15 protein-coding genes and 1 tRNA gene are annotated in these 11,621 nt (G+C 69.4%); 7 read left to right on the forward strand and 9 right to left on the reverse strand.

The features are described from left to right. Positions 1–44 precede the first annotated feature (44 nt). A tRNA-Arg gene (locus ACY0I8_RS12675) sits at positions 45–121 on the reverse strand. 130 nt (positions 122–251) lie between these two features. Here ACY0I8_RS12675 and ACY0I8_RS12680 point away from each other — a divergent pair. From ACY0I8_RS12680 to ACY0I8_RS12705, 6 genes are all read left to right on the forward strand, one after another. Beyond that, positions 252–791: a cupin domain-containing protein gene (locus ACY0I8_RS12680; protein WP_461395036.1), complete on the forward strand. Its 540-nt coding sequence runs from the start codon at positions 252–254 to the stop codon at positions 789–791. 3 nt (positions 792–794) lie between these two features. Further along, positions 795–1,247, forward strand: coding sequence for a DUF2889 domain-containing protein (locus tag ACY0I8_RS12685; protein ID WP_461395037.1), 453 nt, complete (start codon positions 795–797; stop codon positions 1,245–1,247). 2 nt (positions 1,248–1,249) lie between these two features. Beyond that, a complete protein-coding gene (locus ACY0I8_RS12690) occupies positions 1,250–2,170 on the forward strand; it encodes a CoA transferase subunit A (protein ID WP_459942082.1) in 921 nt (306 codons plus the stop codon). An 80-nt stretch (positions 2,171–2,250) separates the two neighbouring features. After that, on the forward strand, positions 2,251–3,009 hold the full coding sequence (locus ACY0I8_RS12695) for a CoA-transferase subunit beta (protein WP_459942081.1): 759 nt from the start codon (positions 2,251–2,253) through the stop codon (positions 3,007–3,009). Continuing rightward, complete coding sequence (locus ACY0I8_RS12700; RefSeq protein WP_459942080.1) at positions 3,006–3,299, forward strand: transcriptional regulator; 294 nt, start codon at positions 3,006–3,008, stop codon at positions 3,297–3,299. Before ACY0I8_RS12695 ends, ACY0I8_RS12700 begins: the two co-directional genes overlap by 4 nt. Before the next feature lie 20 nt (positions 3,300–3,319). Further along, entirely contained in the window at positions 3,320–4,225 is a 906-nt protein-coding gene (locus tag ACY0I8_RS12705; protein ID WP_459942079.1) for a radical SAM protein, read from the forward strand. Between the two features lie 6 nt (positions 4,226–4,231). On the opposite strand, the gene ACY0I8_RS12710 is transcribed toward ACY0I8_RS12705, so the two are convergent. Further along, positions 4,232–4,438: a hypothetical protein gene (locus ACY0I8_RS12710; protein ID WP_459942078.1), complete on the reverse strand. Its 207-nt coding sequence runs from the start codon at positions 4,436–4,438 to the stop codon at positions 4,232–4,234. A 264-nt stretch (positions 4,439–4,702) separates the two neighbouring features. Between ACY0I8_RS12710 and ACY0I8_RS12715 the strand changes: the two genes are divergently transcribed. Then, positions 4,703–5,050, forward strand: coding sequence for a DUF1622 domain-containing protein (locus ACY0I8_RS12715; protein WP_459942077.1), 348 nt, complete (start codon positions 4,703–4,705; stop codon positions 5,048–5,050). Positions 5,051–5,131: 81 nt separating this feature from the next. On the opposite strand, the gene ACY0I8_RS12720 is transcribed toward ACY0I8_RS12715, so the two are convergent. The 7 genes from ACY0I8_RS12720 to ACY0I8_RS12750 form a co-directional block, all read right to left on the reverse strand. Beyond that, positions 5,132–6,283, reverse strand: a complete 1,152-nt coding sequence (locus tag ACY0I8_RS12720; protein WP_461395043.1) for a sodium ion-translocating decarboxylase subunit beta — start codon at positions 6,281–6,283, stop codon at positions 5,132–5,134. Between the two features lie 8 nt (positions 6,284–6,291). After that, positions 6,292–6,774 carry a biotin/lipoyl-containing protein gene (locus ACY0I8_RS12725; RefSeq protein ID WP_461395038.1) on the reverse strand — a complete coding sequence of 161 codons (483 nt, stop codon included), beginning with the start codon at positions 6,772–6,774 and terminating at the stop codon, positions 6,292–6,294. Between the two features lie 60 nt (positions 6,775–6,834). Continuing rightward, the gene (locus tag ACY0I8_RS12730; protein WP_461395039.1) at positions 6,835–7,290 is read right to left on the reverse strand and encodes an OadG family protein; all 456 of its coding nucleotides are present in this window, start codon (positions 7,288–7,290) and stop codon (positions 6,835–6,837) included. Positions 7,291–7,300: 10 nt separating this feature from the next. Continuing rightward, complete coding sequence (locus ACY0I8_RS12735) at positions 7,301–8,845, reverse strand: acyl-CoA carboxylase subunit beta (RefSeq protein ID WP_461395044.1); 1,545 nt, start codon at positions 8,843–8,845, stop codon at positions 7,301–7,303. An 88-nt stretch (positions 8,846–8,933) separates the two neighbouring features. After that, positions 8,934–10,868 carry a pyruvate carboxylase subunit B gene (locus tag ACY0I8_RS12740; protein WP_461395040.1) on the reverse strand — a complete coding sequence of 645 codons (1,935 nt, stop codon included), beginning with the start codon at positions 10,866–10,868 and terminating at the stop codon, positions 8,934–8,936. A gap of 45 nt (positions 10,869–10,913) precedes the next feature. Beyond that, positions 10,914–11,132 (reverse strand): hypothetical protein, encoded by a 219-nt coding sequence (locus tag ACY0I8_RS12745; RefSeq protein WP_461395041.1) that lies wholly within the window; start codon positions 11,130–11,132, stop codon positions 10,914–10,916. A gap of 191 nt (positions 11,133–11,323) precedes the next feature. Beyond that, the coding region (locus ACY0I8_RS12750) for a cupin domain-containing protein (protein WP_461395042.1) at positions 11,324–11,621 on the reverse strand (298 nt) is incomplete at its 5' end.

Raw genomic sequence — 11,621 nt, forward strand, 5'->3', positions numbered from 1 at the left:
ACGAAAACGCCGCCCCCAAACCGGAGGCGGCGATCCTTCGCGAATGGCACGCCCGGAGGGATTCGAACCCCCGACCTACGGATTCGAAGTCCGGCGCTCTATCCAGCTGAGCTACGGGCGCGCGACGGGCGCCATGCTCCCACTTGGGCGGGGGCGTGTCAAGCCGCCCAAGTGGGCGTTGACCTCGGGCGCACTTTTGTTTACAAGGGTCGGCGTGGCCGCATTCAAAACCTTGGTTGGAGATCCGGAACATGCTCGGGAAAAAGCTCAGGGAGGCCCGGAGGGCCCGGGGGTACAGCCTGGAGGAACTCGCGAAACGCACGGGGTTTTCGAAGAGTTTCCTCTCCCAGATCGAGAACGACAAGAACTCCCCCTCGATCGCGAGCCTCAAGAGGATCACCCAGGCCCTGGGGGTGAGCATCGGCGACATGTTCACCGAGGACCGGGACGAACAGGTGTACTTCCTGAGGCGCTCCGACCGGGTGCCCTACGAGGTGGTCAAGGACAAGGTGATCTTCGAGTTCGGGGCCTCGAAGGTGCCGAACCGCAAGATGGAGGTGATCTTCTTCACCCTGCTTCCGGGCGGGGAGAGCGAGGGCGAGTACTCCCACGAGGGCGAGGAGTTCGGCACCGTGCTCGAGGGCACCCTCCTGTTCGAGCTCGGGGGGAAGGAATACCGCATGGAGCCCGGGGACTCGATCTATTTCACCTCGTCGATCCCCCACAAATGGAGAAACCCCGGGCCCGACGTGATGCGGGCCATCTGGGTCATCACCCCGCCGAGCTTCTAGCCCATGGACATCTTCCAGCGCTCGATCCACTCCAACGTGAAGCAGGTGGACCCGGAGCATCTGCTGGTCACGAGCACGCTGTTGGACCTGGAGCACTCGTTCCACCTGGAGCTTCTGGTGCGGCTGCCCGACGGGGTCATCGAGGACGCCAGGGCCAACATGACCAAGGTGCCCCTTTCCCGGTGCCGGGCCGGCGCCGAGGGGGTCAAGGAACTCGTGGGGCTCACGATCGGCCGGGGCATCGTCCGGGAGATCACGAAGCGGCTCGGCGGGCCACGGGGGTGCGCCCACATGGTGGAGCTCATCACCGACGCGGTGCGGCTCGTCTCGATGATCCTGATCGGCGCCTCGGTGAACTACTGGGACGAGCTTAAGAAGACCATGACCGAGGACGAGATCGTGGCCCAGGGCAAGAAGCGGCTTCGGAACACCTGCCTCGTGTTCGCGGACGACTGACGGTGGAGACCAAGATCTACACCCTGGCGGAGGCGGTGGGGCTCTTCGTGCGGCCCGGCGACCGGGTGGTGATGGGCGCGGCCCTGGAGTCCTTGATCCCGTTCGCGGCCGGGAACGAGATCGTCCGGCAGGGCATCGGGGACCTCACGCTGATCGGGCCGATCTCCGACATGCTCTTCGACGTGCTGATCGGCGCCGGGTGCGCCGCCCGGGTGGAGGCGGCCTGGGTGGGGAACGTGATGATGGGCTCGGGGTATAACTTCCGCCGGGCCGTGGAACGGGGCGAACCCCGGCCGGTGGAGGTGGTGGACCACACGAACTTCACCCTCCAGACCGGGCTCAAGGCCGCCAGCATGGGGCTTCCGTATCTGCCCACCCGCACGGCCCTGGGGAGCTCCGTTCTGGAACGCAACCCGGGGCTCCGGCCCCACCGGTGCCCGTTCACCGGGGAGGCGCTGGTGGCGGTTGCGGCGATCGTGCCGGACGTGGCGATCCTCCACGTGCAGCGGGCCGACGCCCAGGGGAACGCCCACGCCTGGGGGAACCTGGGGGTCACCCAGGAGGCGGCGTTCGCGGCCGAACGGGTGATCGTGGTGGCCGAGGAGATCGTGCCGCCCTGGGTGATCGCGAGCGACCCCAACCGCACCCTGATCCCGGGCTTCCGGGTGAGCGCGGTGGTGGAGGCCCGGTGGGGCAGCCACCCTTCCCCCTGCCAGGGCTACGCGAACCGGGATCACGACTTTTACCGGGAGTACCACGCCGCGAGCCGCACCCGCGAAGGGTTCGAGGCCTGGCTGGAGGAGTGGGTGACCGGCGTGGCAGACCACGGCGCGTACGTGGACCGACTGCGGGCCCAGGGCCGCCTCGACCGGCTGCGGGTGGCGGACCACGCCTACTCGGTGGCCGCCGATTTCGGGTATTGAGGGCGGGGCGGCGGATCTTGCCCCTTGGGTTTTCGCGTTCCAGCTTCCCAGCTTCGTAGCCTTCGAGCAGCGGACCCGCCATGGCCGACTACACCCCCGGAGAACTCATGATCGCGCGGGCCGCCCGGGAGATCCGGGACGGGGAGCTCGTGTTCGTGGGCATGCGGTTGCCGCTGCTCGCGTTCCTGCTGGCCCGGTCCACCCACGCGCCCCGGGCCGTCGGGCTCTTCGAGAACGGGGTGCTCCGCGACACCCCCGCGGCCGACCCCCTGATCACCATGAGCGATCCCCCCAACCTCCGGGGCGCCCGCATGTGCATGGGCATGGAACCGGCGATGGGGCTCCTGCAGTCCGGCCGGGTGGATCTAGGGTTCATCGGGGGGGCCGAGATCGACCGGTTCGGCAACCTGAACACCACCGAGGTGGGCCCCGATACGGCCCCGGTTCGGCTGCCCGGCAGCGGGGGCGCCTGCGACATCGCCTGCATGGCCGGGCGGCTCGTGATCGTGATGAAGCACGAGCGCCGGCGGTTCGTGGAGCGGGTGCGCTATGTGACGAGCCCGGGGCACGGCGACGGCCGGGCCTGGCGCGAGGAGCAGGGGCTTCGGGGGGGCGGCCCCGCGGGCGTCATCACCGACAAATGCGTGTTCACATTTCACCCCCGCACCCGGGAGATGGTGGTTGCCTCGGTTCACCCCGGGGTGGATCCCGAGGAGGTCCGGGCGCTCACGGGCTGGCCCGTCGTGATCCCCGACCCCGTTCCCCGCACCCCGGAGCCCACGCCCGAGGACCTTGCGGTGATCCGGCGCTACGACCCAGAGGGATTTTGGAGCCGGTGACCGAAACGGTGCGCCGCCGGATGCTGGAGCTTCTGCGGGCCGGGCCGGCCACCGTGGCCGACCTGGCCCGAGCGCTTGGGCTCCGGGAGCCCGAGGCCGCCGAGCATCTCAGCCACGCCCTCCGGTCGCTTGCGCCCGGGGAGCGGGTCGTGGTGGAGCCCGCACGCTGCCGAGCCTGCGGGTTCTCGTTTCGCGACCGCACCCGATCCACCCGGCCGGGCCGGTGCCCTCGGTGCCGCGCCGAGCGGATCGCGCCGGCCCGGTACCGGGTAAAGGGACCCGGGGGGTGAGGGTCCGAAGGGGCCGCACCATGTTCGAACCCGCTTACGTCTCCGCCTGGCGGTCGGGCCGGCTGCACTCGGCCCTGCGGGCGGCCTATCAACGGCTCGCCGCCTGCGATCTTTGCCCCCGGCGCTGCGGGGTGAACCGGCTCCGGTGCGAAACCGGCGTGTGCCGCACCGGGCTCCACGCCAAGGTGGCCTCCGCCGGCCCCCACTTCGGGGAGGAGCGGCCCCTCGTGGGGTTCGGGGGCTCGGGCACGGTGTTCTTTTCGGAATGCAACCTGCGCTGCCGGTTCTGCCAGAACTGGGACATCTCCCAGGACGGCGAGGGCGCGATCACGCCGGCCCACCGGTTGGCCCGAACGTTCCTGTGGATCCAGGCCCAGGGCTGCCACAACGTGAACCTGGTGACTCCCTCCCATGTGGTGCCCCAGATCCTCGCGGGCCTCGCCATCGCGGTGCGCCGGGGCCTTCGGATCCCCCTGGTGTACAACACCAGCGGGTACGATAGCGTCGAAACCCTCCGGCTCCTGGACGGCGTGGTGGACATCTACATGCCGGACCTCAAATGGGTGGACCGGGCCGTGGGGGAGCGGCTCGCCGGCGCGGCCGACTACTGGGAGGCGGCCCGGGCCGCGGTAAGGGAGATGCACCGCCAGGTGGGGGACCTGGCCGTGGACGACCGGGGCATCGCGGTGCGGGGGCTTTTGGTGCGGCACCTCGTGCTCCCCGGGGGGCTCGCCGGCACCCGGGAGGTGATGCGGTTCCTGGCCCGGGAGATCTCGCCTCGCACCTACGTGAACGTGATGGCCCAGTACCGGCCCGTGGGCGAGGCCCACCGCCTCCCGCCCCTCGATCGCCGGCCGGCCCGGGCCGAGGTGATCGAAGCGGTGCGGATCGCCCGGGAGGAGGGGATCACCCGGCTCGATCGATGACGCGGCCTACGGCCGGCGGCAGGCGTCCCGCCGGCTCCCGGCGCAGCAGCATACCGCCAGGCAGGCGAGCACCGCGACCAGGGCCACCCAGGTGGCCGGATTCCAGCGGTCCGGCGTGTACCCGAACGCCCAGCCGGTGATCACCAGGGCCACGGCCAGCACCACGGCCAGACCCGACACCACCCGGCACGGCTTGGATTCCCAGAATCCCATGGTACCCTCCTTTCGGGCACGGCCGCTCGGCGGCTAGGCAGCCAAGCGGCCATACCCCGTTTCGCCCCAGGACGGAACGCGCGCGCCCGTCGCGGGTTGGGTCCTTGGTTCGCGCTTCCAAAAATAGCGTTCGGCCGCCGGGGCGCAACCCCCCGGCCGTCGCGCGCCGGGGCCCGGTCCCACGCCCCGGCCGCAGCGGATGCAAGCGTACTTGCGTCCTAACGTCCCAACGTTCGAACGTCCCAACGTCCCAACGGAACCCCCATGGAACTCTGGATCAAACAAGTCGCCCACTACGTGGCCCTCGCGGCCGAGGCCATGGCCGTGTTCTTCATCCTGGTGGGCATCGTGCAGGCCGTGGTGATCTACGTGCGGGGCGGGTTGTTCCGCCACCGGCACCACCGGGCGCTGTTCACCATGCGCCACGAGCTCGGGCACAACCTTTCGCTCAGCCTCGAGTTCCTGATCGGGGCCGACGTGATGCGCACCGCGATCTCCCCGAACTGGCAGGACATCGGCCAACTCGCGGCCATCGTGGGGATCCGGACGCTTTTGAACTTCTTTCTGCACCAGGAACTCAAGGAGTCGGAGGGGAGGATCGTGCGGGAGTAGGCAGGGCAGGGCCCCAAAAGGAAAACCGCCCGGGCCGGCGCGCGCCGACCCGGGCGGTTCTTTGTGCGGAAAGGTGAGAGCCTACCCACCCAGGAGCGACCAGAGCACCCCGGCCGCGATGGCCGAACCGATGACCCCGGCCACGTTGGGGCCCATGGCGTGCATCAGCAGGAAGTTCGTCGGATCCTCCTTGGCCCCCACCATCTGGGCCACCCGGGCCGAGTCGGGCACCGCGCTCACCCCGGCCGCCCCGATCAGGGGGTTGATCTTGTTCTTCGTGAACAGGTTCATGCCCTTCGCGAAGAGCACCCCGGCCGCCGTAGCTACGGCAAAGCTCGCGGCACCCAGGGCGAAGATCTGAAGGCTCTGGGGGGTGAGGAAGGTCTCGGCCGAGGCGCTCGCGCCCACGCTCACCCCCAGGAGGATCGTAACGGTGTCGATGAAGGCCGACTTGGCCGTGTTGGAGAGCCGGTCGGTGACCCCGCTCTCCTTCAGGAGATTCCCGAAGAACAGCATGCCCAGCAGGATCACGGCGCCCGGGGCGATCAGGGTGCAGATCAGAAACGACGCGATGGGAAACAGGATCCGCTCGAGCCGCGAGGCGCTCTTGGCCGGGGCCATCTTGATCCGCCGCTCGTTCTTCGTGGTCAGGAGGTACATGACCGGCGGCTGGATCACGGGCACCAGGGCCATGTAGGAGTACGCCGCGATGGCCACCGGGGCGATGAGATGGGGCGCCAGCCGGGAGGCCAGGAAGATCGAGGTGGGCCCGTCGGCCCCGCCGATGATCCCGATGGCGGCGGCCTCGGGCGGAGAGAACCCGAGCCAAAGCGCCCCGGCCAGGGTGGCGAAGATGCCGAACTGAGCCGCCGCCCCCAGGAGAACGAGCCGGGGGTTGGCGATGAGGGACGAAAAGTCCGTCAGGGCCCCGATCCCGAGGAAGATGAGCGGGGGATAGAAGCCCTTGAGCACCCCCAGATAAAGGTAGTCCATGACCGCGCTCGGCCCCGCCGTGCCCGCCATGAACTCCTTGGAAATGAGCTGGAACCCGGGGGGCAGCGGGATGTTGGCGATCAGGATCCCGAACCCGATGGGAATCAGGAGCAGGGGCTCGTAGTGCTTGCGGATCGCCAGATAGATGAACGTGAGTCCCACCGCCAGCATCAGCAGATGCCCGGGCGTGGCGTTCGCGAACCCGGTGCCCCCCAGGAATTTCTGAAGGAACCCGTCCATCCCTTCCATCAGCCGGCTCCGATCACCACGAGCACCTCGCCCACGCCCACGTCCTGGCCCTTGGCGACCTTGACCTCCAGGACCTTGCCGGCCACGTGGGCCTTGATCTCGTTCTCCATCTTCATGGCCTCCATCACGACCACCGTGTCCCCCACCTCCACGGCGTCGCCCTCGGCCACGAGCACGTTGAGGATGTGGCCGGGCATGGGGGCCGTGATCACCTCGCCGCCCTCGGGGGCCGGCGCGGCCGCCGGGGCCGGTTTCGCCGGCTGGGGTTGCGGCGCGGGAGCCGGCTGGGCGGCGGGCTGGGCCGGGGCCGGGGCGGGCTGGGGCGCCGGGGCCGGCTGGGAGGCGGGCGCGGCCGCCGCCCCGCCGGGGATCTCCACGTCGTAGGTCACGCCGTTTACCACCACGGTGGCCCGGCCTCCGGCCAGGCTCCGGATCTCCACGGCGTAGGGCTGTCCGTTGATGACAAGATCGTAGCGGCTCATGAACACGTCCTCCAAAGGAAAGGGAAGCTCAACGGGGACGGGGCCGGCGGCCCCAGGGGGTCACCGGTGGATCCGTTCCTGGCGCGCGGCCCGGCCGGCCATGGCCTCCAACCGGCCGGCGAGACCCCAAGACCGAATCGGCGCGGCAGAGGGGCCCGGTTCCGGGGCCGGGCGGGCCCGGTGGAGCGCAAGGGCCGCGGCGATGGCCGCGGCCACCTCGGGGGCGGGGGCCCCGCCGACGCCCCGCAGGGCCAACGCCACGGCCACGGCCGCCGCGGTGCGGGCCCCCTCGTCGTCCGCCGCCGGCGGCTCCTCCCGGGGCACCGGCTCCACGCGGGGCGCGGGCGCCGGTGCCGTGGCCTTCGATTCCCGCCGGACCCGACGCCCCTTGCCCTCGAGGCGGGCCGTGAACTCCTTGAAGTAGTGCATGTACACCGACAGCAGGAACAAGGCCACGAACACCACCCCCATTCCCACCGCGGTGGTTTGAACGGCGAAGGTCCACACGTCGGTCACGGCCGGCCCCCTAAAGCGGGATGTTCCCGTGCTTGCGCGGCGGGTTGGTGTCGCGCTTGTTGCGGCAGGCCTCGAGGCCCTGGATCACCCGGATCCTGAGGTCCTCGGGCAGGATCACCTCGTCGATGTACCCGAGCTCCGCGGCCTGGTAGGGGTTGGCGAACCGCTCGGTGTACTCGGCGATCTTCTCCTCCCGGGCCTTCTTGGGATCCTCGGCCTTCTGGATCTCCTTGCGGAAGATGATGTCCACCGCGCCCTGGGGCCCCATGACCGCGATCTCGGCCGTGGGGAAGGCGAGGTTCACGTCGCCCCGGAGGTGCTTGGAGCTCATCACGCAATAGGCGCCGCCGTAGGCCTTGCGGGTGATCACGGTGATCTTCGGCACCGTGGCCTCGGAGTAGGCGTAAATGAGCTTGGCCCCGTGCTTGATGATGCCCCGGTACTCCTGGTCGGTGCCGGGCAGGTAGCCGGGCACGTCCTCCAGGGTCACGATGGGGATGTTGAACGCGTCGCAGAACCGCACGAACCGGGCCCCCTTCATGGAGGCGTCGCAGTCGAGGCACCCGGCCAGGTGGGCCGGCTGGTTCGCCACGATGCCCACCACGGTTCCGCCCATCCGGGCGAACCCCACCACGATGTTGGGCGCGTAGTGGGCGTGGACCTCGAAGAAGTCCCCGTGGTCCACCATGGCCGTGATGATCGTCTTGATGTCGTAGCCCTTGTTGGGGTTGTCGGGCACCACCTCGTTGATCTCGGGGAGCTTCCGGTCGGCCGGGTCGTCGGTGGGCACGAACGGCGGGTCCTCCAAGTTGTTGGACGGCAGGAACGACAGGAGCCGCTTGATCTGGGCGATGCACTCCTTGTCGTCCGACGCGGCGAAATGGGCCACCCCGGAGCGCTGGTTGTGGGTCATGGCCCCGCCCAGGGCGTCCATGGTCACGTCCTCGTTGGTGACCGCCTTGATCACCCGGGGGCCCGTGATGAACATGTGGCTCGTGCCGTCCACCATGAAAATGAAATCCGTGAGCGCCGGGCTGTACACCGCGCCGCCGGCGCAGGTGCCCATGATGGCCGAGATCTGGGGGATCACCCCGGAGCTCATCACGTTGCGGTGGAAGATGTTGGCGTAGCCCGCGAGGCTCTGGACCCCCTCCTGGATCCGGGCGCCCCCCGAGTCGTTCAGGCCCACCACCGGCGCGCCGTTCTTCAGGGCCATGTCCATGATCTTGCAGATCTTGTTGGACATGGTGAGCGACAGGCTCCCCCCGAACACCGTGAAGTCCTGGGCGTAGGCGTACACCAGGCGGCCGTCCACCTTGCCGTACCCGGTGACCACGCCGTCGCCGAGGATCTTCGTCTTCTCCATGCCGAAGTTCGTGCATTGGTGAGTGACGAACTTGTCCACCTCCACGAACGTCCCCGGGTCAAAGAGGAGCGCCAGCCGCTCCCGGGCCGTGAGCTTGCCCTGGGCGTGGTGCTTGGCGATCCGCTCCTCCCCGCCGCCGGCCTCGGCCTCCCGGTTCTTCTGGGCCAGAAGTTCGAATTTTTCCTGCAGGCTCATCCGAGGTCCTCCTCTCGCACGTCAACGCAAACCCGGGCGGTCGGGCCGCCCGGGACTGGGATCACGGGGTCTTGGCCAGCGGTTACCCGATCGTCACGAGCACGTCGCCCTTGGCCACGTTGTCGCCCTTGGCGCACCGCACCTCCTGGACCACGCCGTCGGCCGGGGCCTCGAGGGCGTTCTCCATCTTCATGGCCTCGAGGATCACCACGACGTCGCCGGCCTTCACGGGGTCGCCGGGGCCCACCAGGACGTCCACGATCATGCCCGGCATCGGGGCCTCGAGGGCGGCCTTGGCCCCCGCTGCCGGAGCCGCCGGCTTCGGCGGCTCGGCCGCCGGGGCGGGCTGGGCCGGTGCCGGCTGCGGCGCCGCCGGCTGGGGCGCGGGAGCCGCCGGGGCCACCGCGGTCACCACCGGCGGGGCGCCCGCCGGGGCCTCCACCGCCACCTCGAACAGCTCGCCGTCCACGTACACCTTGTAGGTGCGGGCGTCCGCCGGCGGCTCGGCCTTGGGCTTCTCCACCAGCTCACCGGCCAGGGCCTTGCGGCACAGCTCCTCCTCGCGCTTGGCGTCCTCGAGGGTGCGCGGCTTCCACTCCTCGGGGACGGGTTCGAGCCCGTATTTCACCCGGAGGAACCGCTTCCCCGTGGTCGGGAACAGGGTGTAGAGCAGGAGGTCCTTGCGGTCCTTGGCCAGGTCGCCCACCTCGGCCTTCGCCTTCTCGAGCTCCGGCTCCAGGATGTCGGCCGGCCGGCAGGTGATGGGCTCCTCGCCCCGGGGGTACCCCTTGAGGGCCAGCTTCCGGAGTTCCGGGTTGATCTCGGCCGGGGGCCGGCCGTAGAGCCCGTAGCAGTAATCCTTCACCTGGCCCGAGATCATCTTGTAGCGCTCCTCCAGGGAACCGTCGGGGTTCCCGAAGAGCACGTTCTGGACGGCCTGCACCCCGACGATCTGGCTCGTGGGGGTCACCAGCGGCGGGTAGCCCAGGTCCTTGCGCGCCCGGGGCAGTTCCCGGAACACGTCGTTCAGGCGGTCCTCGGCGCCGGCCTGGCGCAACTGGTTCACCAGGTTCGAGAGCATGCCGCCCGGTACCTGGTGCAGGAGCACCCCGATGTCCACCACGGAGAGCCGCGTGGTGTCCAGGAGGTGGCGGTATTTCGGCCCGATCCGCTCCAGGTACTCGGCCACCTCGTTCAGGCGGTCCAGGTCGAGCCCGGTGTCCCGGGGCGTGCCCTGGAGCATCATCACGATGGGCTCCACGGCCGGGTGGCTCGACCGGTTCGCAAACGGTGCCGAACACGTGTCGAGGATGTCCACGCCGGCGTCGATGGCCCGCTGGAACGTGTATTCGGCGAGCCCCGAGGTGGTGTGGCAGTGGAGCTCCACCGGCAGCTTGGTGGCCTTTTTGATGGCCTTGATCAGATCATAGGCGTCGTCCGGGGCCAGCAGCCCCGCCATGTCCTTGATGCAGATGGAATCGGCCCCCATCGAGGCGAAGGTCTTCGCCTTCTCCACCCAGTACTCCAGGGTGAAGAGGGGCCCGCCCATCTTGCGCTCGGTCACGGTGTAGGAGAGCGCCGCCTGGAAGTGCATGCCGTTTCGCTTGATGGCCCGGGCCGCGGTCTCGAAGTTGCGCTCGTCGTTCAGAGCATCGAACACCCGGAAGATCTCGATCCCGGCGTCGCAGGCCTCGTCGACGAACGCCTCGACCACGTCGTCGGCGTAGTTCCGGTACCCCACGAGGTTCTGGCCCCGCAGGAGCATCTGGAACTTCACCTCCTTGGGGATGTAGCGCCGGAGACGCCGGGGCCGTTCCCAGGGGTCCTCCCCCAGGAACCGGTGCATGACGTCGAAGGTGGCCCCGCCCCACACCTCCAGGGCGTGGTAGCCCACCTTGCCCACCGCCTCGGCGATGGCCTCCATGTCCTCGGTGCGCATCCGGGTCGCGAACAGGCTCTGGTGGCCGTCGCGGAAGGTGAGGTCGGTAATCTTGAGCGGGTTGGGCTTTTTGGACATGGCAGACTCCTTCCCCTCGAAACGATCAGGTGACGTGCGAACGGGTCAACCGAGGCGAGCGACGCGGCGCTGCCACAGGGTGCGGAACAGCATGGTGTCGTGGCGGCCGGCGAGCGCCCAGGCCGAGGGCGCCGGCCCCGGTGCGGGGGCGGCCGGAACCGCTGAGTCCGGGGCCGCGGCGGCGGCCGCGGCCTGCGCCTCGGCTAGGAACTCCATCACCCCGGCCACGGCGGCCGCGATCTTTTTCGCGCGAATCGGGTCCATCGCCTCCTCCAAGGGTTCCAAGTACCTTCTGCTGGGACGCTGGGAGGCTGGGACGCTGGGAGGCAAAACCATCTGCGATTCCAGCGTCTCAGCTCGCCCCACCCTCCGGGACTGGCTACCGTATCAGGGGCCGGAGTTCCGAAGGCAGATGCCAGAACGCCCTGTCCTCTGGCTTCTGGCACCTGGCACGGTCAGGCCCCCTTGGCCAGGACGGCCAGCACCCTTGCCGGCCGGTCCCCCCGGGCCAGCAACCGGTGCCGGAGATGGGAGTCGAAATACACGCAGTCCCCCTCCCGCAACACGATCCGCTCGTCTCCCAGCAGGAGTTCGGTTTCCCCTTCCAGCACCAGCAGGAACTCCTGGCCCTCGTGGCAGTACTGGCTTTCGTCCTGCCGGGTGGCCGGGTCCACGTGGAGCAGGAACGGCTCCATCAGCTTGTCGCGCTTGTGAAACGTGAGGGCCTGGTAGATGTAGCCGTGCTTTCCCCCG

The sequence above is a fragment of the Deferrisoma sp. genome, assembly GCF_054681715.1.